23 protein-coding genes are annotated in these 21,911 nt (G+C 46.5%); 19 read left to right on the top strand and 4 right to left on the bottom strand.

The annotated features are described in order from the left end of the window. Positions 1-45: 45 nt before the first annotated feature. Positions 46-498, bottom strand: coding sequence for a GNAT family N-acetyltransferase (locus ACSW3C_RS07990; RefSeq protein WP_486561924.1), 453 nt, complete (start codon positions 496-498; stop codon positions 46-48). Positions 499-1,037: 539 nt separating this feature from the next. On the opposite strand from ACSW3C_RS07990, the gene ACSW3C_RS07985 reads away from it, so the two are divergent. Together ACSW3C_RS07985 and ACSW3C_RS07980 are read left to right on the top strand one after the other, a co-directional pair. After that, complete coding sequence (locus tag ACSW3C_RS07985; protein ID WP_486561923.1) at positions 1,038-2,927, top strand: DUF2207 domain-containing protein; 1,890 nt, start codon at positions 1,038-1,040, stop codon at positions 2,925-2,927. A 105-nt stretch (positions 2,928-3,032) separates the two neighbouring features. Further along, on the top strand, positions 3,033-3,254 hold the full coding sequence (locus tag ACSW3C_RS07980; RefSeq protein WP_486561921.1) for a transcriptional regulator: 222 nt from the start codon (positions 3,033-3,035) through the stop codon (positions 3,252-3,254). A 54-nt stretch (positions 3,255-3,308) separates the two neighbouring features. Here the strand turns inward: ACSW3C_RS07980 and ACSW3C_RS07975 are convergent, their stop codons facing one another. Next, on the bottom strand, positions 3,309-3,644 hold the full coding sequence (locus ACSW3C_RS07975; protein WP_486561919.1) for an MGMT family protein: 336 nt from the start codon (positions 3,642-3,644) through the stop codon (positions 3,309-3,311). A gap of 80 nt (positions 3,645-3,724) precedes the next feature. On the opposite strand from ACSW3C_RS07975, the gene ACSW3C_RS07970 reads away from it, so the two are divergent. Then, positions 3,725-4,270, top strand: coding sequence for a hypothetical protein (locus ACSW3C_RS07970; RefSeq protein ID WP_486561917.1), 546 nt, complete (start codon positions 3,725-3,727; stop codon positions 4,268-4,270). A 92-nt stretch (positions 4,271-4,362) separates the two neighbouring features. Here ACSW3C_RS07970 and ACSW3C_RS07965 read toward each other — a convergent pair whose 3' ends face one another. Then, positions 4,363-5,028, bottom strand: coding sequence for a phosphatase PAP2 family protein (locus tag ACSW3C_RS07965; RefSeq protein WP_486561915.1), 666 nt, complete (start codon positions 5,026-5,028; stop codon positions 4,363-4,365). An 85-nt stretch (positions 5,029-5,113) separates the two neighbouring features. Between ACSW3C_RS07965 and ACSW3C_RS07960 the strand changes: the two genes are divergently transcribed. From ACSW3C_RS07960 to dsdA, 11 genes are all read left to right on the top strand, one after another. Further along, positions 5,114-5,692, top strand: a complete 579-nt coding sequence (locus tag ACSW3C_RS07960) for a glycerol-3-phosphate acyltransferase (RefSeq protein ID WP_486561914.1) — start codon at positions 5,114-5,116, stop codon at positions 5,690-5,692. Positions 5,693-5,718: 26 nt separating this feature from the next. Beyond that, positions 5,719-6,045 (top strand): bacillithiol system redox-active protein YtxJ, encoded by a 327-nt coding sequence (gene ytxJ, locus ACSW3C_RS07955; RefSeq protein ID WP_486561912.1) that lies wholly within the window; start codon positions 5,719-5,721, stop codon positions 6,043-6,045. A gap of 159 nt (positions 6,046-6,204) precedes the next feature. Next, positions 6,205-6,948 (top strand): 3-oxoacyl-ACP reductase FabG, encoded by a 744-nt coding sequence (fabG, locus tag ACSW3C_RS07950; RefSeq protein WP_486561910.1) that lies wholly within the window; start codon positions 6,205-6,207, stop codon positions 6,946-6,948. Positions 6,949-7,085: 137 nt separating this feature from the next. Next, the gene (gene desA, locus ACSW3C_RS07945; RefSeq protein ID WP_486561908.1) at positions 7,086-8,138 is read left to right on the top strand and encodes a Delta(5) desaturase DesA; all 1,053 of its coding nucleotides are present in this window, start codon (positions 7,086-7,088) and stop codon (positions 8,136-8,138) included. 122 nt (positions 8,139-8,260) lie between these two features. Next, positions 8,261-9,397: a sensor histidine kinase gene (locus ACSW3C_RS07940; protein WP_486561906.1), complete on the top strand. Its 1,137-nt coding sequence runs from the start codon at positions 8,261-8,263 to the stop codon at positions 9,395-9,397. Next, positions 9,394-10,005, top strand: a complete 612-nt coding sequence (locus ACSW3C_RS07935; protein WP_486561904.1) for a response regulator — start codon at positions 9,394-9,396, stop codon at positions 10,003-10,005. Before ACSW3C_RS07940 ends, ACSW3C_RS07935 begins: the two co-directional genes overlap by 4 nt. 459 nt (positions 10,006-10,464) lie before the next feature. Further along, complete coding sequence (gene kynU / locus ACSW3C_RS07930) at positions 10,465-11,736, top strand: kynureninase (RefSeq protein WP_486561902.1); 1,272 nt, start codon at positions 10,465-10,467, stop codon at positions 11,734-11,736. Further along, positions 11,733-12,365, top strand: coding sequence for an arylformamidase (gene kynB / locus ACSW3C_RS07925; RefSeq protein ID WP_486561901.1), 633 nt, complete (start codon positions 11,733-11,735; stop codon positions 12,363-12,365). Before kynU ends, kynB begins: the two co-directional genes overlap by 4 nt. Next, complete coding sequence (gene kynA, locus ACSW3C_RS07920; RefSeq protein ID WP_486561899.1) at positions 12,362-13,180, top strand: tryptophan 2,3-dioxygenase; 819 nt, start codon at positions 12,362-12,364, stop codon at positions 13,178-13,180. Before kynB ends, kynA begins: the two co-directional genes overlap by 4 nt. A 559-nt stretch (positions 13,181-13,739) precedes the next feature. Further along, positions 13,740-14,600: a D-alanyl-D-alanine carboxypeptidase family protein gene (locus ACSW3C_RS07915; protein WP_486561898.1), complete on the top strand. Its 861-nt coding sequence runs from the start codon at positions 13,740-13,742 to the stop codon at positions 14,598-14,600. Between the two features lie 44 nt (positions 14,601-14,644). Continuing rightward, positions 14,645-15,958 carry a D-serine ammonia-lyase gene (gene dsdA / locus ACSW3C_RS07910; protein ID WP_486561896.1) on the top strand — a complete coding sequence of 438 codons (1,314 nt, stop codon included), beginning with the start codon at positions 14,645-14,647 and terminating at the stop codon, positions 15,956-15,958. Positions 15,959-16,248: 290 nt separating this feature from the next. Here dsdA and ACSW3C_RS07905 read toward each other — a convergent pair whose 3' ends face one another. Next, positions 16,249-17,154, bottom strand: a complete 906-nt coding sequence (locus ACSW3C_RS07905; protein WP_486561894.1) for a DNA-3-methyladenine glycosylase family protein — start codon at positions 17,152-17,154, stop codon at positions 16,249-16,251. An 81-nt stretch (positions 17,155-17,235) separates the two neighbouring features. Between ACSW3C_RS07905 and ACSW3C_RS07900 the strand changes: the two genes are divergently transcribed. The 5 genes from ACSW3C_RS07900 (at position 17,236) to ACSW3C_RS07880 (ending at position 21,897) form a co-directional block, all read left to right on the top strand. Further along, the gene (locus ACSW3C_RS07900) at positions 17,236-17,760 is read left to right on the top strand and encodes a methylated-DNA--[protein]-cysteine S-methyltransferase (protein WP_486561893.1); all 525 of its coding nucleotides are present in this window, start codon (positions 17,236-17,238) and stop codon (positions 17,758-17,760) included. 32 nt (positions 17,761-17,792) lie between these two features. Continuing rightward, positions 17,793-18,068, top strand: coding sequence for a hypothetical protein (locus ACSW3C_RS07895; RefSeq protein WP_486561892.1), 276 nt, complete (start codon positions 17,793-17,795; stop codon positions 18,066-18,068). Between the two features lie 65 nt (positions 18,069-18,133). Further along, the gene (locus tag ACSW3C_RS07890; RefSeq protein ID WP_486561890.1) at positions 18,134-18,985 is read left to right on the top strand and encodes a dimethylarginine dimethylaminohydrolase family protein; all 852 of its coding nucleotides are present in this window, start codon (positions 18,134-18,136) and stop codon (positions 18,983-18,985) included. A gap of 375 nt (positions 18,986-19,360) precedes the next feature. After that, positions 19,361-20,296 carry a phosphate/phosphite/phosphonate ABC transporter substrate-binding protein gene (locus ACSW3C_RS07885; RefSeq protein ID WP_486561889.1) on the top strand — a complete coding sequence of 312 codons (936 nt, stop codon included), beginning with the start codon at positions 19,361-19,363 and terminating at the stop codon, positions 20,294-20,296. A 122-nt stretch (positions 20,297-20,418) separates the two neighbouring features. After that, entirely contained in the window at positions 20,419-21,897 is a 1,479-nt protein-coding gene (locus ACSW3C_RS07880) for a bifunctional metallophosphatase/5'-nucleotidase (protein WP_486561888.1), read from the top strand. Positions 21,898-21,911: the final 14 nt, after the last annotated feature.

Raw genomic sequence — 21,911 nt, 5'->3', positions numbered from 1 at the left:
CAGCCAGTCAGCAAAGTGATAGGGGGTAGCTTGGTTGCCCGCCTATCACTTTCTTTGTAACTGCCACTTCAGCAGTCCATTCTTACTTGCGGCCATCTCCATTTGTAACTTCTCCAGCACACGGATGGAAGCCAAATTATCCGCATGGCATTCGGCGACGATTTGCTTAACAGCTGGCGATGAAAAAGCCCATTGGATCAGAGCATGAACCGCTTCTGTCGCAAAGCCTTTCCCTTGTGCTGCCGGTGACATGCCATATCCTGCCTCCACACTCCCCTTTGCGTCAGGTCTTCCTTTGAAGCCAATATCCCCGATGACCTCGTCCGTCTTTTTGCACGTGACAAACCACGCGCCCCACCCCAACATAGAAGGATCCTCGCGTAACGCCGCTAGATGCTCATAGATGTGCGGCCTCAAATCATATCCGGCAACTGACGCCTCTGCAACCGACTCCTCGGTACATGCCACCAGCAGCAATCGCTCCGTTTCAATCTGCACTTCATTCCCTCCCCAATAAAAAAGTCATTACACGCAAGCATGTAACGACTCGTCTCTTCTTATTTATGATTAGCAAACGTCCGCACAAGACCGAACAACGTACCTGCTAAGATGAAAGCAAACAGCGTGAACATAATTATTAGGAACCACATGAAGACTCACTCCTTTTCATCAATATCCTACTGACCATTGTACCATTCCCCGTCAGGCGTGGCAACGCAATCCCTAGGGGAGTTGTGGCGGAAGTGTGGAGGAGAATTATCCGGTGAATTTGACGGGGATGGGTTAATTATCCTAGGTGATGGATTACGTCAAGAAGTGACCGATAAACTTTTTGAAAAAGAATTTTTGCCAAATGTCGATAATTGATTTACACATCAATTGTTTTTTAATGTTTGGCTGGCCAAGAGAAGATAACCCTACGTCTTTCGAATTGGAACGTAGAGATGAGTGGTGGACAAACGATTTTTCGGAATTATACGTAAAGTTGAAACTTTTACTTCTAAGACTCGTATGTTCGAGAAGGAGGTGTGGAGCTGGTGGTGAATTGGAGAGCTGTTTTTCTAATAGGTTTGCTGTTTGTATTATTCCAGCCTGACGACGTGCATGCGAAGTCGTATTCCATTGACCGGGTGCAAATCAAAGGGTGGGTCCAGCCAAATGGGGATATGGTTGTGAATGAAGTATTCACCTATACGTTAGACGGTTCGTTTTCAACGTTGGAACGATCCTTTCCAGATCGTCATGTCCATCAGATAGAATCGTTCGAGGCTTATTGGGTTAAAGGCGAGAATCCGGTGGTAGGAGAAATTGATAAGACAACGCTGGTACCAATGGAATCGACAAAGAAAAATGAAACGATGGTTACCTCCTTAGAGAATCAAAGGAAAACAATGAATGTCCTTTATGTATACATAATGAAAAAAGCCGTCGTTTCTTATGAGAGCTACAGTTCTTTAGGTATCACATACTTTGATAATGGAAAAAACCATAATAAAGACTTGCACGACGTGTCCATCACATATGTTTTGCCTGGAGCAGTCGGCGACCGACACATCCATGGCGCCCTAGCGGACGTAACAACCAACGCACCACAAGTATATAAAGATGGCATCATTTTTAGTGTTCCCGTCTCCAAGGCACGTACTCTAACGGAAACGAAAGTTCTTTATCCATCTGCCATTATGACGGAGCAATTTAAACTACCCAACCCGCACTCTTTCGAATCTGCTATTCAGTCTCAAACAAAGTGGCAGGCAAACATCGAACAACGGGAGGAGTCTATCTCATTAATTATCACAATAGCCAATTGGTTGATGATCATGCTCGTTCTAGCCTCTCTTATCATTCTGATGATGCGCCAGAAGGTTATCGGATGGAAAATGGACTGGGAAAAGCTGCTTCACGTTGATCCACTGTATCTCTTCTTTATTCATACGAACGGAAATCCGCAGCGAAAAAGTATTTTGGCTGGTCTGTTTTCACTTGTAGAGAAGGGCAGGGTGCAGATGGTAACAGAGCCTTCGGCAGAAAGATTCAGGGAACGCAAAGATAGGCCGTCCGAAACTCTCGCTTTCTATGTAAATCCAACCCCCGAGCCGATTGCGCCAGTTGAACAACGGCTCATCAATTTTCTGTTCAAGACTGGCATGAGCCGGAGGAAATTCCATTTGCATGACATAGGTTCGTTAAGCGCAATAAAAGGAAAGCGGCACAGCAATCAATCTATGATACGTTTTGATGCAAAAAGGAGAGAGTGGGAGTGGGAAGTGGTTAAGTTGTTGGAAGAGGCAGGTGCCCTGACGACAAAATGGCCTAATTACCTGAAACGGAGTTTACTCATTTGCGGCGGCCTGTTTTTCGGCTTAGTAAGCTGGATGATACTTGATAGCTTTTGGTATACAATCATCGCTATCACCCTAACAACCATTCCTCTTTGGACATTTTGGAAAAGTCCATTAGAGCGAATACCGCCAATATTCTATTTTGTCACAATGGCTATTTTCATTTACACTATGCCGTTTTATCACTTGCGCGTTGCCTGTTTTGGATTGCTAGCCGCGATGGCGCTCCTTTTTTACATGACACCATTCCACATAGTGGGTTCGTGGAGAGCACTGCGGTATAAATGGGGAGCCAACTATTTCAGATATTGGTCAATGAATCCTCCTCCCGATTGGTCAAATGACGATATCGAACGATATGAACGGCGTATGTATTTGGTAAAGCCGGTCATTTCCCGCGTTCGCCCTTTTACGGCTTGGCCGATTTTATCAACTGATCCACTATCTTTCCTTACAATCGAGCATCATGCCTGGGGACAGGATGAAAGCTGGTTGGGAGGGGGAAGCAACAATAGTTCTGTGGGAGATACTTCCGCAAGTAGTGGCACTGGTGGCGGGGATGGGGGAGGAGCGGGAGCAGAGTGAAGTTGCGCAAACTCATGACCTGATCCCCTACAAGTAGCTGCCCATTGCAATATCAACCTTGTTCGCATATAATGGGAACAAATGTTCTTTTCGGGAGGCTGTTGTATGCGAAACGAATTGCTCAAATTATGCGAGCGACACGAGTTGGCGGATATGATTTATATGCGTGCAGATGGTCAGCTTACAAAGCGCCGGGTTGAGATTCTGTCAATCGGAGTAAATACTTTCATCGCCTATTGTTATTTGCGCAAAGAGAGGCGCATGTTCAAAATCGATCGCGTGCTGTCGGTGCAGCGTGTTCTCTATAGGGAGTCTGCCGCAATTTAGAATGGTCTGCCATTTGCCTGTTGAAGAAATTCGCAGAACAGGGCCAGCCTCCCTTCACCGCCATTCCTCTTCTCCGATTTCAGGAAACCAGCGATAGATTGACAGGTCGATTTTACCGTTCTCATTGAATTGGACGCCTTCCGATTCAAGCAGCTCCTGTTGCCTGTTGCCTTTATCTTCCCGGTCTGGCGGCGTTGAAATGCCACCTTGTGCATTGATGACCCGATGCCAGGGCAATTGGTGTTTTGCACTCATGGAATGCAGCACCCGAACCACTTGCCTGGCGCCCCTTGGATTTCCAGCACAGGCGGCTACCTGCCCGTATGACATCACCCGCCCTGCCGGTATGCCCGATATGATGGCGACGACTTTCTCTGTAAACGGATTCACCCGAATTCCCTCCATTCTGAAACTATTCTCTTTTCTGTATCGTACAGTAGGTAAGAAATAAAACACAAGAGGTGGAACAGATGCGGACCTTTTTCAAACAGCGCAGCATTATCGGAAACATAATTAAAATTGCTGGTATTGTCGTTATGGGATGGGGAGTCATTCAAGCAATCGTCTTCCTGGCAACTACTTCAGGAATGGGTAATCAGTTTTTCAATGAATTTGGGGAAGAGATTTACTTAGGCAGTTCAATTAGCGGTGTTGCCCTTTTCGGTTTCATCGGCATTATTGCAACGCATGTCCTTTATGGCCTTCTGATTATCGGGTTCGGGGAAGTGATAGATCTATTGCAAGATATCTATTTCCGGCTAGACCCTCAAGCGAAGCAGGCATGGGATCAAAAGCAGGAAGAGCGGCAAAAATTCCGCAACGAAGTCCCTCTATGGGTGGAGCAGGATATTACAGCTTTCTATAAGAAACAAGAGGAAACTGTCGAGTCGGTTCAGAGCACGAGCAATCGGGATGTCTATGAAGTGAAAGTGAACGGTCGAGTGGATTACGTGGAAATGGGTGGATTTGATCCGCGTGTGCTATCGGAAGATGAAGCGAAGAAGTATGAAAGTTAAAAGACGGTTTTTCTAGATCAAACCTTGGCAGTGTTCCATATACTAGCATGGCTAAAGAATTTCTGCCGCCCATATAAAAGTAACCGCCCACTTTATGCAGTGGACGGTTTGGGACGTTTTGCTGTACGGTCCTGGTAGTATCCGTATATGGAAATCGATACAATGAGCCAAAATGCGCTTGCTGCCATGCCGCCTGCCACATCGCTCGGATAGTGGACACCGAGATAGATGCGGCTGATTGCGATCGATAACGCCATGATGATGGCGAATAAAATGAATGCTATTCTGCTAAAGGCCGATTTTGTATGGCGCCAGATAATGTACGCAATAATGGCGTATAAGCTGAACGACATCATCGTGTGACCGCTTGGAAAACTATAGCCTCCAATTTCGATCAGACGATGGATCTCGGGGCGCTCCCGTTTAAATATCATTTTCAGCACTTGATTCAGCACGCCGGTACCGAGCATAACTGTGAGGAAAAGATAGGCCTGCATGCGCTCTTTCAAGACGTAATAAAGGAGAATAAAGCCTGCAGCAATCAGGAGCAGAACGACGGAAGTGGAGCCAATCCATGTAAATGCCTTCATGATGGGGGTTAGCCAACTACTTTCCCATCCCTGTACGATTGAAATAACCGTATCATCGAATTGGAAGATGGTCGCCTTACTAATCCCCCGGGCAATGAATGCAAAAACGCCTCCGAATACTAGGCAAAGCAAAAAGGCTGCTGCCATTCGGGTGAAGAGTATTTTCAAGGGATTACACCTCAGTTTCATAACATATTGTTCATACATAATAACAAACGCCTGTCACAATGAAAAGTTCGAAAGAAGGTCTGTCATGATTGTTGTATTTCTGATCATTGGCGCGTATTTGCTTGGCACCATACTTACCGCAACATGGATTGGCAAGCTATTTGGCCATAACATTCGGATCGAAGGAAGCGGCAATCCCGGAGCTCGTAATGCCGGCCGTGTGCTTGGGAAGCGTGCCTTTGTCCTTGTCTTTCTGGGAGATGCATTAAAAGGGGCGATTCCCGTCGCAATAGCCAAGTGGTTGGATTGCGGAATGGCCGTTGAATTAGCCGTGCTTCTCGCGGCCATGCTAGGACATATTTTGCCGGTATTTTATAAATTTCGTGGCGGGCAGGGGATCTCCACATACATTGGCGGTCTGCTCATGTTCTACCCGCCTTTGTTCGCCGGTTTCGCAGTGGTGTTCCTGCTAGTTTACCCATTTATCCGCAGCTTTACGTTGGCCGGATTCGCGGCGATTGTAGCTGTGCCGTTTCTATCCTGCTTGTTTCCGTTTAGCTATGTTGTGCCCGTATTGTTAGGTTGCCTTTCCGCGCTTCTCATTTTTGCGCATCAGAAAGATCTAATGTTTAGAATGGCCGGCAGGAAGGGAAAAAATAATTAATTGATGTGATGGAGGAGAGGAAGACAATGAAAGAAATTCTTTCCACTGATGAATGGGCCGACGTGAGGGATGCCTCTAAAGGAGGAGCCGTGTTCCTTCTTAAGCATAGCTCTACATGTCCAGTCAGTGCAGCTGGTTTTCGGGAATTCGAAAGATTTGTTACTCCTATTCCCAAATACTTTATCACTGTTCAAACAGCCCGTTCTGTATCCAATGACATTGAATTAGCTACTGGCATACGCCACGAAACGCCTCAGCTAATATTGTTCGTCGATGGCCAGGCGGTTTGGAATGCCAGTCATTACTCGATTTCGCGTTCGAAAATCCAGTCGGCGGTTGAAACATACGTATAAGAGGAGACAGAAGCAGGTGCTCATTTTTGAGGCCTGCTTTTTCATATAGGGAAACTCCATATTAAAAGGGAACGGGTTTGGGTTTCATGTGTGGGTTAGCTTTGCAATATGATAGAATATAATTAATTAAAAAATAATAATTGGGGAAAGAGGGATTTAATGGAGCGTTTAAAGGGGAAAACGGCTGTCCTGACAGGAGGGGCAAAAGGAATCGGTGCAGTTGCTGCCCGGCTGTTTGGCAAAGAAGGAGCCCAAGTGGCTATTTTGGATTACGACGAGAAAGCCGGAGAAGAGATGGCCCGCCAATTGCATGGCGAAGGAATTGCAGTGGTCTTCTTTCCAGTGGACGTGGCGGATGGGGAAGCTGTACAGGCTGTGGCCGCACAGGTGCTGTCTCACTTTGGAAAAGTCGATATCCTCGTGAATAACGCAGGTATTACAAAAGATGCATTGCTGGTCAAAATGGATCCTGCAGACTTTCAGCGTGTTCTCGATGTGAATATGACAGGCGTTTTTCATTGTACGCAAGCGTTCCTGCCTCCTATGCTGGCGCATGGTAAAGGCAAGATCATTAATACATCCTCCATCGCAGGGACAGGCGGCAATGTCGGACAGACAAATTACGCTGCGTCAAAAGCCGGAGTCATTGGCATGACGAGGACATGGGCGAAGGAATACGGGCGGAAGGGCATTAATGTAAATGCCGTCGCACCGGGTTTTATTGAAACGGAAATGATTCATACGATCCCGGACAAGGTATTGGAACAAATTCGACTGATGACACCCTTTACCCGTTTAGGAAAACCTGAAGATATTGCAAATGCCTATCTATTTTTAGCTTCGGACGAGGCAGATTTTGTGAACGGAACTGTGCTGGAAGTGGACGGCGGTATGTTGAAATAAGAACTAGTTTGTGAATTTATTCACAAAAAATGATAGTTGTCATATGAAAAGTCATTACATTTATGTCTTCTGCCAATGGTCGATTCATTTTACGATGGTAGTATCAAAAAACTTCCGATTCGAGGAGGATACGTACTATGAGTAAAGAGAAGACAAAGCAGTTGCATAAAGATGTAGCTCCTTTTGCTAAATCAGACTTGAAGAAGAGTGTCATTCAGTTGATCAATACCGTTCCGCCAATATTTATCCTTTGGTTTCTTGCCTACCAAAGCTTATCTGTTTCGATTTGGCTTACATTTGCAATTGCCGTCGTAGCCGCTGGGTTTGTTGTGCGGACGTTCATCATCTTCCACGATTGCACGCACGGTTCATTTTTCAGGAATAAAAAAGCGAATGATATCGTCGGCACGATTACAGGCGTGCTCACTTTATTTCCTTATGAACAATGGAAGCGCGAGCATGCGATCCACCATGCCTCCAGCTCGAATTTAGATAAGCGCGGAGTCGGCGACATTTGGGTGCTGACAATTCAGGAATACTTGGAAGCATCTAAATGGACACGTTTTGCGTATCGGTTTTATCGCAATCCATTAGTTATGTTCGGTTTAGGGCCACTCTATCTAGTCTTAATTTCCAGCCGATTCAACCGGAAGGATGCACGCCGGAAAGAACGGATGAATACGTATCTGACGAACGCAATTCTTGTGGCTGTTTATGCATTGATGATCTGGCTTGTCGGATGGCAAGCGTTTCTAATCGTGCAAGGTTCGATCATGTTTGTTGCAGCAGCACTTGGCATTTGGCTGTTCTACATTCAGCATACATTCGAGGATTCTTATTTCGAGGAAGAGTCGGAATGGGATTATGTAAAAGCGGCTGTTGAAGGAAGCTCGTACTACAAGCTTCCGAAAATATTGCAATGGGCAACGGGAAATATCGGTTTCCACCATGTGCATCACTTGGCGCCGCGCGTGCCGAATTACAACTTGGAATTGGCGCATGAATCCACGCCGCCACTTCAAAGGGCGACGACCATTACGATTCGAACGAGCTTAGAATCATTGCGCTATAAGTTATATGACCCTGAGCATAAAACGTTCGTCACTTTTAAGGAAGTGAAAGATCGGGTGAAACGTACAGCGTTGTCACTTGATTTAAAACCGAAACGCACGAGTTTCGACAGCAAGTAAAAAGCCGCCGCCTCCTCATAGGGGCGGTTGTTTTCATAAAAACGCCGTTGGATTTCAGTGTTTTTGTGGACGGACAGGTTCGTGCGGTATACTGAAGTTACAAATGAAGCGAGGTGCAGCTGATGCAGAAATGGTATACGATCTTTCCGAGAAACCCGTGGCTCAGTATTTACGCATGGGTCATCTTTTGCCTGCTGCCGTTCTTCTTCATCTTCCGCGTCACGAATCTTGTCAGTGTGATTATCGGAATCAGCCTATTGCTGCTGTTTTTCTTGTCCTATTTCTTTTCCTTTAAATCTAAATCCGGACTGGTCTACATGTGGCTCAGCTTTGAAATGGTAATAAATATTGTGATGACGCTGCTTTTTGGCTACGTGTATTTCTCCATTTTCACTGCGTTTTTCATAGGCAATATACGCAGGCCGGTGGGATTTTTCATCATGTACGGCCTACATATCTTTTTCACAATTGGTGCGATTGTCGCTGGATTCTTCATTGACATCCATTTGTTTTTGCCGCAAGTGCATTTTATTATTGTCACAGTCATCGGTGTTATTTTATTGCCATTCAACTTGTATCACCGAGGCAAAAAGGAGAATTTGGAAGGTCAGCTGGAAGACGCAAAGGAGCGTATTTCAGAATTGGTTTTATTGGAAGAGCGAGAAAGGATTGCGCGCGATTTGCATGATACTCTCGGTCAGAAGCTGTCCATGATCGGTTTGAAAAGTGATTTGGCTCGAAGGCTGATCACCCGAAATCCGGAAGAGGCCGAAAAGGAATTGAATGATATTCGGCATACTGCAAGCATTGCACTGAAAGAAGTGCGTGAATTGGTTGCGGGCATCCGGGCGACCAAGCTGAAGGACGAATTGATCAGGGTCAGACAAATCATCAAAGCGGCTGAAATGGAGTGTCGGATTGAGGGGGAGAATCAGCTGGGAGAACTCCCGGTCATCTTGGAGAACGTACTGAGCATGTGCTTGAAGGAAGCCGTTACAAACATCGTCAAGCATAGTGGCGCTACGGCGTGTCTCATACTTTTTGAACGGCGTCTAAATGAATTTCGGATAATCGTCCAGGACAACGGAACTGGGTTGGCCCGGAAGCCGGGAGAAATGACTGGCAGCGGACTGCGCGGCATGGCGGAACGCTTGGAATTCGTAAATGGAAGTTTGTCTGTGGAAGTGGAAGAGGGCACGACGCTGACGATCCGTGTGCCGCTTGTCATCACTCATCAGGAAGGGGAGAAATCGGAATGATACGTATTGTCATTGCGGAGGACCAGGGAATGATGTTAGGGGCGCTCGGTTCGCTGCTGAACATGGAAGAGGATATGGAAGTGGTCGGCATGGCGAAAAACGGGGAAGAGGCTGTCGCACTCGTCAACGCCCACAACCCGGACATCTGTATTATGGATATTGAAATGCCGGTGAAAACAGGATTGGACGCTGCAGAGATGCTGCGCGGGAAAGATTGTAAAATCATCATCTTGACGACCTTCGCACGCGCCGGCTATTTTGAACGGGCCAGAAAAGCTGAAGTGCGGGGCTATTTGCTGAAAGACAGCCCGATCGAAGAACTTGTTTCTTCCATCCATGCCATCATGGCCGGTCGTCGAATCTATGCCCCCGAGCTCGTAGACATTGCCTATGGCGATGACGACGACACGGAAAATCCGCTCACTGAACGTGAAAGCCAAGTACTCGGCCTTGTGGCAGAAGGCAAAACGACAAAAGAAATCGCCGGCGAACTGTACTTGACGCCAGGCACCGTCCGTAACTACATCTCGACCATTCTCGATAAACTTGGTGTCGGCAACCGAATCGAAGCTATTTCCCGCTTCAAGGAAAAAGGCTGGTTCAAATGACTGACTAGACTGAGAAGACCCCATCACCACTCCAGCCTGTAGGCGAGGGAGTGGTTTTTTGTTTGAGGCAATCCTGTAGTCTGGAGAGTGGTGCTGCTTCCTGATCTGTTGCAATACTATTCCATTGAGCTTTGCAACTTGCCAATAGAAAGAGCACTCTTTCGACTTATACGAGCATTTCTCGCAAACAATCGAGCAGTCTAATCGATATACGAGTACTCCTCTGGCTTTACGAGCACTTGTCCCGCACTTAAGAGCAGTAAACCGGATATTCGAGCAGTCTTTATAATATATGAGCAATCGTGCTAATAAGGTATTGGTCACCTTTCAATCAATCGCTCCCAGCTCGTCAACAACCCAACATGTCTGACCCGCTATCAAATATGATTTTCAACTTGCCTTTCCCTCTACCGTGCCGGATATGCTATTCTTCTAGTAAGGTGAGAAAGGGGATTGGGTATGGAGACAATGACTTTAGCTTGTGCGAGAACGTTAGATGAGCAAGACGGTCTTGCTGCTTATAAAGAGGAGTTTTATTTGCTGCCGCATGCGATTTACATGGATGGGAATTCGCTTGGTTTAATGTCCAAACGGGCGGAGCGGACGTTGCATGCGTTGCTGGATTCTTGGAAAACGCTCGGGATTGATGGCTGGACGGAGGGGGAGCATCCGTGGTTTTATTTGTCTGAACAGGTGGGTGCAAAGATGGGGCCGCTTGTAGGCGGGAAGCCGGAAGAGACGGTTGCGACAGGCTCGACGACAACCAATCTACATCAGCTGGTTTCGACGTTTTACAAGCCTGCAGGTAAGAAGGTGAAGATTCTTGCAGATGAGTTGAATTTTCCTTCTGATATTTATGCGCTTCAGAGTCAATTGCGGCTGAAGGGGTATGACCCGGATGAGCATTTGATCCGGGTGAAGAGTCCGGACGGCAGGATGCTGCGGGAAGAGGATATTATCGCTGCTATGACGGACGAAGTGGCGCTCGTTGTTCTCCCTGCGGTGCTCTATCGCAGCGGTCAGATCCTCGATATGAAAAAACTGACGAAAGCAGCACAGGAGCGAAGCATTCCAATTGGTTTTGACCTATGCCACTCCGTCGGTTCGGTCGAGCATGCTCTTCATGAGTGGGGAACGGATTTCGCTTTCTGGTGTACATACAAGCATTTGAACGGCGGGCCCGGATCCGTGGGCGGCTTGTTCATTCATGAGAAGCACTTTGGCACGCTGCCAGGATTAGCGGGTTGGTTCGGTTCAAAAAAGGAATCGCAATTCGACATGGAGCATACGATGGATCCCGCGGAGCATGCAGGCGCTTTTCAAATCGGCACGCCGCATGTGCTGAGTCTCGCTCCACTGATCGGTTCTCTTACGATGTTTGAGGAAGTGGGCATGCCTGCGATCCGCCAGAAATCGCTTCAGTTGACGTCTTATATGCTGGATTTAATTCGGCATGAACTGGCGGCATATGAATTTACCATCGGTAACCCGACTGATGATACACGGGGTGGTCATGTTTTATTGGAACATGCCGAAGCTGCCCGCATTTGCAAGGCGCTGAAAAAGGATGGGGTCATTCCGGATTTCAGGGCGCCGAATGGCATCCGACTTGCTCCGGTTGCACTCTACAATTCGTTTGAAGATGTATGGCATACAGTACAAAAGCTGAAAGTCATCATGGAAGAAAAGCGCTATGAACAATTTGAGAATAAAAGGGGAGTCGTTGCATGACAGAGAAATGGATCGATATTTCGCAGCCGCTTCATAATGGCATTGCAGAATGGCCGGGAGACACGCCGTTCACCTATGAAGTGCGTTTTATTAAAGAGTTTACTGGTTCCGTCAACATTGGCAAGTTGACGACGAGTACTCATATGGGGACGCATATTGACGCCCCTTTCCATTACGATGATGAGGGGGCAAAGGTGGATGAGCTCCCGATCGATGCGTATATCGGGAAAGCCAGGGTTATTGATGTGACCGGCCTTGAAAGCGTCGGCCGTTCGGATCTTGAGGCCATCGACTTTGGCGGGGCAAGCCGGATTTTATTGAAAACGGGTAGCCGTCCGAGTTCGGATGTGTTTCCGGATACCTACACTGTATTGCGTGCGGATATCGGCCCGTTGCTGCAAGAGCGCGGCGTCAAGCTAATTGGGGTCGACACACCATCCGTCGATCCGGAACCGAGCAAGACACTGGACGCTCATCATTCTCTTCATGCAAACGGCGTTTTGATTTTAGAAAATATTGTGCTGGACGAAGTGGAGCCTGGCGATTATGAATTAATTGCTTTGCCTCTCCCGCTTCAAGGTGCCGATGGAAGCCCGGTCCGCGCTGTCGTAAGGAAGTGGCGCGCATGACGGAAAAAGGGATTCATACCGATTTTAAAGAAAATATGACGTATGGAGAGTACCTTCGTCTCGATCAAGTGTTATCGAGCCAGGAGCGCTTGTCCGGCCATCATGATGAAATGCTGTTCATCGTCATTCATCAAGTGAGTGAGCTTTGGATGAAGCTTATTTTGCATGAGTTGAATACGGCGATCGAATCGATTGAGCGTGATGAGCTGCCGGAAGCGTTTAAAATGTTGGCGCGCGTGTCCCGCGTCCAATCGCAAATTATCCAAGCGTGGGACGTACTCGCGACATTGACGCCTGCTGAATATATGGAATTTCGCGAAAGTCTCGGCCGTGCATCAGGCTTCCAGTCCTATCAGAATCGGCAGATCGAGTTCGCATTAGGTTTCAAACAGCCGCATATCTTGAAAATCTATGAGAAAGATCCTGATCTCGCCCGTGACTTAACGGCAGCTTACCATGCACCGGGTATTTATGACGTTGCCATCCGAGCTTTGGCAAGAGCCGGTTTTTCAATCAATCCAGAATTGCTGGATCGCGATTACTCGGTTACCTATCAAGGGGATCCGACCGTAGCGGATGCCTGGCTGGAAGTGTACCGGGACGTGGACACTCACTGGGATCTGTACCAGCTAGCTGAAAAGCTCGTTGATATTGAAGACAGCCACCAGCAATGGCGTTTCCGCCACATGAAAACCGTAGAGCGGATTATCGGCTTCAAGACAGGAACTGGTGGTTCGTCGGGTGTCAGTTATTTAAAGCAGATGCTGGAACACCAATTCTTCCCGGAACTCTGGGATGTGCGGACCAAACTATAATTGAAAAAGCTGTCTCCCCGTTATCGTGGAGGCAGCTTTATCATTATGGAAATTCGTAAAGGTACTAGCCTTTCATTACTTTTTCAAACTGCCCTTCCTAGTTCTTATAAGAGGACGAGCTGGCAATGAACTTGCCGAATTATAAGAGCTTCGACCGTAGGAACCCCTCCTCGTACCGTTTCAGCTCATTGCCCCACTCTGGGAATACCATTTATGCATGAGATTTGCCTGTTCCTGGACAGGTATCGGCAATCCTTCGTATTCATTGAGCTGAGCATCCTTCCTTTCTGTCTAATTTCCTTTCAAGAAAGAACATCTGTATACAATGAAATATGCATCACCTTCCCACAGTAGACCAAAAACGGCCGTACGAGTTTGTCCTCAGGGTTCCCTGAGTTTGAAGTGTCATTACTCTTACAGTATTCCGAGGTGAACTTTGAGGTGTGTGCGGTTGATAGAGGGGGAATTTGCTTATCTTAAGAAATTCTTCAGAATGGCGATGCATAATTCTTCATGATTATCAGGGATGATATAGGTAAATGAACATGGGGGATGTCTTATGAAAAAATTACTGGCGCTAGTAACGGTCATTTTACTGGCTTTCCTTTACTTTCAAAAAGAACAATCGGCGAAAGAAGAGAGGCCTGGTGTCGGGGCGAAAGCGGCTATTGTAGTAGATGTCGATACAAATAAGATTTTATTTGAAATGAATAGCAAAGAGTCTTTACCGATCGCGAGCATGTCTAAGATGATGACACAATATATCGTGCTGGATGCCATTAAAAGCGGGCGCATTAATTGGGACACGCTTTATCAACCATCCGCGGAAGTCTTCCAAAAGACTGCGGATCCGCAAATGGTGACGCTTGGCATGTCTTCATCCGATACGTATTCCGTCCAGGAGTTATTTACGGCGATGACCGTCCTTTCGGCTAATGATGCGGCCATTGCTCTGGCGGAAGCGGTAAGCGGATCCGAAGATGCGTTTGTTGAGGTGATGAATGCCAAAGCCGGAGAATTTGGTTTGCGATCCGCTCATTTCGTTAATGCAACCGGTCTGGACGAAGAGGAGACGAATAGAGCATCGGCGAGAGATGTGGCGGCGCTCGCACAGTTATTGATTAAAGATCATCCAGAAGTGCTGGACTATTCGAAGATGACTGATTTCACGACGAGAGATGGCGTCGTGCGCTGGAATACGAACATCATGCTTCCGGGGATGCCGCTTGCGATGAATGGAATCGATGGGTTGAAAACAGGTTACACAGAAGGAGCAGGCTCCTGTTTTGCGAGTACGGGCGTATTTGACGGCAGACGGATTATCACCGTCGTAATGGGGGCTGTAGAGGATCGGAATGAAAGCGGACCGTCCAGATTCGATGTGACACGGCAATTGCTTGATAAGTACGTCTTGAAATAAGCCATGCTATACTAGGGAAAAATAATCTAGCAGGCGGTGTCGGGATGAACGAAATACAACGTGCTCAATTAATAAAAACGTATCCACTGATTCAGGAACTAATCGGGGAAAAAGAAGTGTTATGGCTGAACCCGGAGAACGGCACGGCTCAACAAGGGATCATGCAATCCGGTATCTCTGACGCTGCGGTTCAGGAAGCGAGCGACCGTTTAAAGCGATTTGCTCCTTATATTGCGAAGGTGTTTCCAGAAACAGCTCCCGCACAAGGAATCATTGAGTCCCCGTTAACCGAGATTTCAGCGATGGCAAAATTACTTGGAGAAGCCTACGAGTGTAACATTCCAGGCAAGCTATATTTGAAAGAAGACAATGCATTGCCTATTTCAGGATCAATCAAGGCACGTGGCGGTATTTATGAAGTGCTGAAGCATGCAGAAACGATTGCGCTTGATAAAGGATTGATTACAACAGAGGACAATTATATTCGATTCGACGATCCGGCTATTCGTAATGAGCTGGCCAAACATAAGATTGCGGTCGGTTCAACAGGCAATCTCGGACTCAGTATCGGAATTATGAGTGCGAAGCTTGGATTCAATGTAACGGTCCATATGTCGGCGGATGCAAAGCAGTGGAAGAAGGACATGCTACGGGAAAAGGGAGTTGCCGTGGTCGAGTATGCTGACGATTACAGCAAGGCGGTTGAGGAAGGACGCAAGCAGGCGGAAGCCGATCCGCTCTGTCATTTTGTAGATGATGAAAATTCCATTGATTTATTCCTCGGGTATGCAGTTGCTGGAGAACGCGTAGCCGCTCAACTGAAAGAGCAAGACATTCAAGTGGACAAGGATCACCCGCTATTCGTCTATTTGCCGTGCGGTGTCGGCGGCGGTCCGGGCGGTGTCGCGTTTGGGTTGAAAAGGGCATTCGGAGATCATGTTCATTGCTTCTTTGCCGAGCCGACCCATTCCCCTTGCATGCTGCTTGGCATGATGACTGGATTGCATGAGGAAATCGCTGTGAATGATATCGGGCTGGATAATAAAACAGTAGCAGATGGCCTCGCAGTAGGAAGACCATCCGGTTTTGTCGGGAAGACGATGGCACCTCTTATTGAAGGGTGCTACACAATAGCAGATCAGACGATGTTCCGGCTCCTCACCATGCTTGCCGATGTGGAGGGAATCCGTCTTGAGCCTTCTGCATTGGCCGGCATGACAGGTCCAATTCAATCGATTTCCAATGAAGTACAAGACGCCGATCATCCGAATGCCACACATCTCGTTTGGGCAACGGGCGGCGGTATGGTGCCAGAAAGTGAAATGGCGCATTACTATGGAATTGGCAAAGAACTATAAGCAGACAGAAGGGGAACTCCGGGAAATGGAGTTCCCTTTCGATTTATTTCCCGGGAAATCGACAGAGAAATGAAATTATTTCCCTTTGTTATTAGTTGGGAAAGCTTGTTAAATCAACGTTTCAGCGGTATATTGCCGTGGAATCTCAATTGCGGGAAATAAATTATTTCCACGATAAACAGTGAATGCTCCCTAAATACATCGAATGATGAGATATGGGAAATCTACTTACTATCCTTCCCTGTCTCCAACTATTTTTGACTGGCATTAAATCACCTTAACATCCCGCTTCAATACAAAAACCGCCACAAATAGAACGTGGCATAGGATTCCCAATCAGCCCACGGTACAGCGAGACGCAATAGCTCCTCGCGGCTCGGCTTTTCATCCAAGTTATCAAGATACTTAATGGCATTCAGCAGTCCGACATCTGCGAGCGGAAACGCATTCGGCGAGCGAAGGCAGCGCATGAGCACGTAATTCGCGGTCCAAGGACCAATCCCACGTACAGAAGTTAACATTTTCTCAGCTTCCTTATAAGAACCCGCAGCTTGCACAACTTCCTTGGAAAGTTTCCTTTCGACAATGAGTCGTGCCACCCCGATTAGATACTCACTTTTCCGCTGTGTCATTTGTAAAGGGACCAGCTCTTCTACTGACAGTGCTGCAATCGTTTCAGGTGTAGGAAAAAGCCAATAGCGCTTGCCTTCCCATTCGATAGAAGATCCGAAAGTCTCGACGAATCGGCGTTTTAATGTGAAAGCGAACGCCAGATTGATTTGCTGGCCGATTATACCCCAGCTGACCGCTTCAAAAAAATCAGGAATGCCCATATTGCGCAAGCCATAAAATTGCTCTATGGCCTTTTGCAAATAGCGATCTTCCTGTGCCATCGCATAGAATGGACGCAAATCGGTTTCTAAGTCGAACCAGTCTGTTACATAATGCTGCACTTTCTGAAGTGTGGCATCGTTCGCTGCTCCCCATGTTTGGACGAGCAAGCCACCGGTTTCAGCATTGCTAATGTCAATGAAAACAGGTGCTTCTCCAGGAATAGAAAGTGCCCGTCGAATATGGCCATCTTCCACTTCATACATGCATTCATTTCCCGCATCCTTCAAGTACTTTATATTTTGATAATAACTGAATTCTGCTGGAACCGGGATTTGGATATCGTCATATCGCTCCATGCCCATTCCTCCTCTTTATTTAGTTGTAACATAGATAGGACAGGATGTATTAGATATAATGAAAAAAAGAGTGGAGGAGGAAGCGGGATGGATATGTATTGGACAGACTTCAGGCATCGAGACTGGCAAATGATACTAGCGGCTACGGATAAAGGGATTTGTTATATCAGTCCCAATCAATCAACGTTTGGGGAGCTGAACGAATGGCAGAAGAAGAGGCTGCCACAAGCAGTTTTACATGAAAACCCGGAGAAGCTTGCCCCCTGGACCAAGGAGCTTGCCGCCTACATGGACGGTTCATTGAAAAAGTTTTCCATGCCTGTTGATCTTCATGGAACGGCCTTTCAGCAAGATGTCTGGAATGCATTACAGCAAATTCCTTACGGATTCACGAAGAATTATGCTGAAATTGCAGAGTTGATTGGAAAGCCAAATGCAGTGAGAGCTGTTGGCGGAGCAATCGGTGCCAACCCGATCTTAATTGCGGTTCCATGTCATCGCGTAATCGGCAAGAACGGTAAGTTGACGGGCTTTCGCGGAGGGCTGGAGATGAAAGAAAGACTGCTATCGCTAGAAGAAGCCAGCGGATTGCCGAGTATGGCTGAGGCATGACTTGGCTACGATGATAGGTAGGAGGGGATTGAATGGATCAATGGAAGGGGAATGCCCCGAAATTTTCACCCCAGCGAATCATACGGGGCAATGATACATTCGCGGTCACATTGAGCGAGGAAATGTTGGATCATTTGCAGGTTATCTTGGGTGAAACGGTAGAAGTGGAAATGAAGGATTCTGAATTAGTCATCCGGAAAATACGGAATTCAGGCACATCAGGTTTGGCTTCAAGTGAGCTCATGCCGCCGTTCGCCGAACCCATTTCAGATTATCCGCTCATGTCCGACCGGGAAAAGGGTTCCTAACCATGTTTGCTGCCAGTAACGAAAGGGAAAGGAAAGAAAGACTTTAGTTACTGGAGGCATATGTAATGGAAGCTCATGTGAATAAACCAATTCAAACGAAATGTGATACAGAATACGATCAATTATGCCGAGTTATCCTTTGCCAGCCAAAATTCATGGCAATCGAAGAGGCAATCAACGAAGTACAAAAGGTATACGAAACAGAAGAAATTAATCAACATCGTGCCATGAGGCAACATGCGGAATTTGAAAAGCTGCTGAAGGAACATGGCGTTGATGTGATTAAGCTTCCTGCGTCCCCGGAATATCCAGAGCAAGTATTTACACGCGATATCGGTTTTACAATTGGAGAAACGATATTTGTCGCGGAACTCGCAACAGATATCCGAAAAGGTGAAGAAGCCATTCTGGAAGATTGGCTGACAAAGCAAAACATCTCGTATCAGGTGACAACGAGCCGTGTAGAAGGCGGGGATGTCATTGTTGACCGGGATACCGTCTACATTGGCATAAGCAGCCGTACGTCCGAAGAAGCGGTCCAGCAATTGGAGCAGAAACTGTCTGGCTATGACATAAAAAAGATTTCGTTCGATGAGAAGTATTTGCACCTCGATTGTGTATTTAACATTGTATCACCTGAAAAAGCGCTTATTTTTCCTCCGGCATTTGATCCGGAGACGGTGAAGGAACTTGCGGCTTCGTATGAACTGATCGAAGTGAATGCGGAGGAACAGTTCACAATGGGGACGAACGTGCTTTCCATTGGAAACGGAAAAGTATTCAGCTTGCCTCAAAATAAAGAGGTAAATGCCGCTTTGCGACACCACGGATTTAACGTCATCGAAATCGACTTTTCGGAGATCATCAAATCGGGCGGTTCCTTTAGATGCTGCTCGATGCCAGTGGAACGAAAGTAATATATCGATTTTTAACAGAACCTCACATGTGTGAGGTTTTTTCTTGTTCAAATAGTAGTAAAATACTATATAGTTTTTTACTCTCTTTTCTCTTTTTAATATACATTCACGGGATGATTTCCTCTTTGTTGAAAAATTATACAATTCCAATTTATGTAGAATGCAGTGATGGCAAGGCTTTCTGACCGCATTAGTTATGAGATAAGAAGTGGAAAATACATAGGTAATTTATTAAAAAGTTAGACTTTTTGTATGTGTGAAAAAAGGTTTTACATTAAAAAAATGTTTCGATAATATTTACTTAACAATAGTCCTTTACGATTATTAGGAAAGTCGTATAGCTATTGACTATCTACATCAAAGGAGAATACGGAAATGAAGAAGAAGGCTCTTTTATGTTTGGCTGCGTTCATGCTTGTCCTATTAGCGGCGTGCGGCAAATCGGATACACCAGATAACAATAAGGGTAAAAAAGAAGACGAAGCGTTTGTGCCACAAACACTGCGTGTTCAATTTGTTCCGACGAAATCGGAAAATACAGCGGAAGCAAAAGCGAAGCCATTAGCTGACCTTTTATCAAAAGAACTCGGAATTCCTGTTGAAGTGAGCGTTTCAACGGACTACAGCACGATTATCGAGGCAATGGCTTCTAAGCAGATCGACCTTGGTATCATGCCTCCAAACGCATATGTTTTGGCTAAGGACCGTGGTGCGGCGGATGCGATTCTGCAATCTCAACTATATGGTGTAAAACAACCTGGCGGTCAAGCGGATGAGGACAACAAAGTATCTTCATTCCGCGGACAGATCATCTTTAAAAAGGATAGCGGAATTAAAAGCTATGAGGACTTGAAAGGCAAAACAATCGCTTCTCAGGATGTCGTATCAGCTAGTGGCTACGTCTTCCCAGTTGCTGAAATGATCAAAGCTGGCATCGATGTGGACCGTGATGTGAACTTTGTAACAGTAAACGGTATCGACAATGCGATCCTATCGGTTATCAATGGCGATGCGGATGCAGCTTTCAGTTTCGAAGATGGTCGTAACTTACTAATGAAAGACTACCCGAATATCCACGAGGATTTGGATTCTTTCTTTACAGAAGCCCGTATTCCGAACGATGCTATTGCTGTACGTACAGATATGGATAAAGAGTGGATCGAAAAAATCCGTAAAGCATTTATCGCAATCGGTGAATCCGAAGATGGCCGTGAGATTGTCCGTTCCCTTTATGGACATGTCGGTTACGTTGAAGCTGATGATAGCAACTACGACGTAATCCGCGAATACGGTAAACTTGTAGGTCAATAATGGCAAGGAAAAGGGATGTTAGACTAACATCCCTTTTCTCTAATTTCCGGTTTTATTTGCCCGTAAATGAAGAAATTATGGAATTTCCCAATGGCAATCAGCTTAGAAAGTGAGGCACCTCTATGAAAATATCCATTCTGGCTACGAGTGACGTCCATGGCTATATCCAAGCTGCAGATGAATTGTCAGGCCATCCCACACCAACAGGTTTAAGCCGTGTCTCTACGTATGTGAAAGATAGAAGAGGGAGCGGTGACCCCATTATTCTCATCGACAATGGGGATTTTTTGGAAGGCTCTGCATTTGCGACCTTTCTATATTTAAATCAACATCGCTGGACGCAAAACCCCTTGATTTCCACCATGAATTCGATGCAATATGATGCCGCTGTTCCAGGCAACCACGAATTCAATTATGGACTCCCCCACCTAGAGAAAAGCGTGCAGCAAATGTCTTTCCCATACATAGCCGCCAACGTCATTGACCAACAGACCCATGCCCCCATTTGGAAACCGTATACCATAATAGAGCGGAACGGTGTGAAAATTGGCATTATCGGGCTACTCACCGATTACCTCCCGAGATGGGAGCATGCCGGCAACATTCCTGGGCTTGCTGTTTTAGACCCGCTTCAAACCGCCCATCAGTGGGCAGCGGAATTGCGGCCCCAAGTTGATATTCTGCTTCTCTCGTATCATGGCGGTACCGAGCGTGACTTGGCTACCGGGCTGCCGACCGAATACCAGACAGGTGAAAACGTAGCTTACCGTTTGGCTTCGGAAGTGAAAGGCATCGATGGAGTCATCGCGGGCCATCAGCATAAAGTGCTCTGCGGATACGTAGGCGAAGTGCCGGTCCTGCAACCAGGAACAAGAGGTAGCCATGTCGGTGAACTTTCTTTTATTGTGGAACAAGACGAGAACGATTGTTGGAAAGTGAAGAATCGGCAGGTGGATTTGATCAGCATGGAGGATATTCCTGAAGACAAAGAACTGCTCGATGAGGCGGCACCTTGGCTGCAAGAGTCTTCGGAATGGCTCAATAGCCCGGTGGCAAACTACGTGGACAGGCCGATAACCGAATTGCTGCATACGATTCAACAAACAGTAACAGGGGAAGAGGTTTCTGCTATTTCCCTATATGAAACAGATGCATCAGACGGATTAGTCACGATGAAACAACTCATGAGGAATTTTACATTTCCTTGTACCTTTGCAGTCCTGCGAATGACTGGAAAAGAGCTGAAAGAATCGTTGCTGCGTGCGTCCTCTAATTTTCAACTTACAGAGGTCGGACGTCTAACGCCGTATCGTAAAGAAAAGGGCGGATGCGAGTCGGATATGTGGAAGGGGCTGACCTATTCCATTGAAGATGGACAAGTATGTCAGCTGGAAGTGAACGGTCAACTGGTGAAAGAAGAAGAAATGGTCACTTTCGTTTGCAATCATTACAAAACAATAGGCGAAGGGATCCGTATTTTTCCGAAACATGCCATTACGAATGAAATCATGATTTACATTCCGGATATCGTGGCAGGACTTGCAGTGAACGGTCACATTACATTGCCTGTCCAAACCCACCAGTATAAAAGAATTTATTAAAATAGCAAGGAGAA

It is taken from the genome of Sporosarcina sp. AD_1 (genome assembly GCF_057373025.1).
The sequence above is the reverse complement of the archived record's forward strand: the minus strand, read 5'-3'. Positions and strand labels throughout refer to the sequence as shown.

Coding starts and splice junctions, on each gene's coding strand:
- ACSW3C_RS07940 (WP_486561906.1), top strand. CDS start 8,261: ATGCAGAAATGGTATACGATCTTTCCGAGAAACCCGTGGCTCAGTATT.
- ACSW3C_RS07970 (WP_486561917.1), top strand. CDS start 3,725: ATGCGGACCTTTTTCAAACAGCGCAGCATTATCGGAAACATAATTAAA.
- fabG (WP_486561910.1), top strand. CDS start 6,205: ATGGAGCGTTTAAAGGGGAAAACGGCTGTCCTGACAGGAGGGGCAAAA.
- kynU (WP_486561902.1), top strand. CDS start 10,465: ATGGAGACAATGACTTTAGCTTGTGCGAGAACGTTAGATGAGCAAGAC.
- ACSW3C_RS07915 (WP_486561898.1), top strand. CDS start 13,740: ATGAAAAAATTACTGGCGCTAGTAACGGTCATTTTACTGGCTTTCCTT.
- ACSW3C_RS07900 (WP_486561893.1), top strand. CDS start 17,236: ATGGATATGTATTGGACAGACTTCAGGCATCGAGACTGGCAAATGATA.
- ACSW3C_RS07980 (WP_486561921.1), top strand. CDS start 3,033: ATGCGAAACGAATTGCTCAAATTATGCGAGCGACACGAGTTGGCGGAT.
- ACSW3C_RS07885 (WP_486561889.1), top strand. CDS start 19,361: ATGAAGAAGAAGGCTCTTTTATGTTTGGCTGCGTTCATGCTTGTCCTA.
- ACSW3C_RS07905 (WP_486561894.1), bottom strand. CDS start 17,154: ATGGGCATGGAGCGATATGACGATATCCAAATCCCGGTTCCAGCAGAA.
- ytxJ (WP_486561912.1), top strand. CDS start 5,719: ATGAAAGAAATTCTTTCCACTGATGAATGGGCCGACGTGAGGGATGCC.
- kynA (WP_486561899.1), top strand. CDS start 12,362: ATGACGGAAAAAGGGATTCATACCGATTTTAAAGAAAATATGACGTAT.
- dsdA (WP_486561896.1), top strand. CDS start 14,645: ATGAACGAAATACAACGTGCTCAATTAATAAAAACGTATCCACTGATT.
- ACSW3C_RS07960 (WP_486561914.1), top strand. CDS start 5,114: ATGATTGTTGTATTTCTGATCATTGGCGCGTATTTGCTTGGCACCATA.
- ACSW3C_RS07935 (WP_486561904.1), top strand. CDS start 9,394: ATGATACGTATTGTCATTGCGGAGGACCAGGGAATGATGTTAGGGGCG.
- ACSW3C_RS07890 (WP_486561890.1), top strand. CDS start 18,134: ATGGAAGCTCATGTGAATAAACCAATTCAAACGAAATGTGATACAGAA.
- ACSW3C_RS07895 (WP_486561892.1), top strand. CDS start 17,793: ATGGATCAATGGAAGGGGAATGCCCCGAAATTTTCACCCCAGCGAATC.
- ACSW3C_RS07880 (WP_486561888.1), top strand. CDS start 20,419: ATGAAAATATCCATTCTGGCTACGAGTGACGTCCATGGCTATATCCAA.
- desA (WP_486561908.1), top strand. CDS start 7,086: ATGAGTAAAGAGAAGACAAAGCAGTTGCATAAAGATGTAGCTCCTTTT.
- kynB (WP_486561901.1), top strand. CDS start 11,733: ATGACAGAGAAATGGATCGATATTTCGCAGCCGCTTCATAATGGCATT.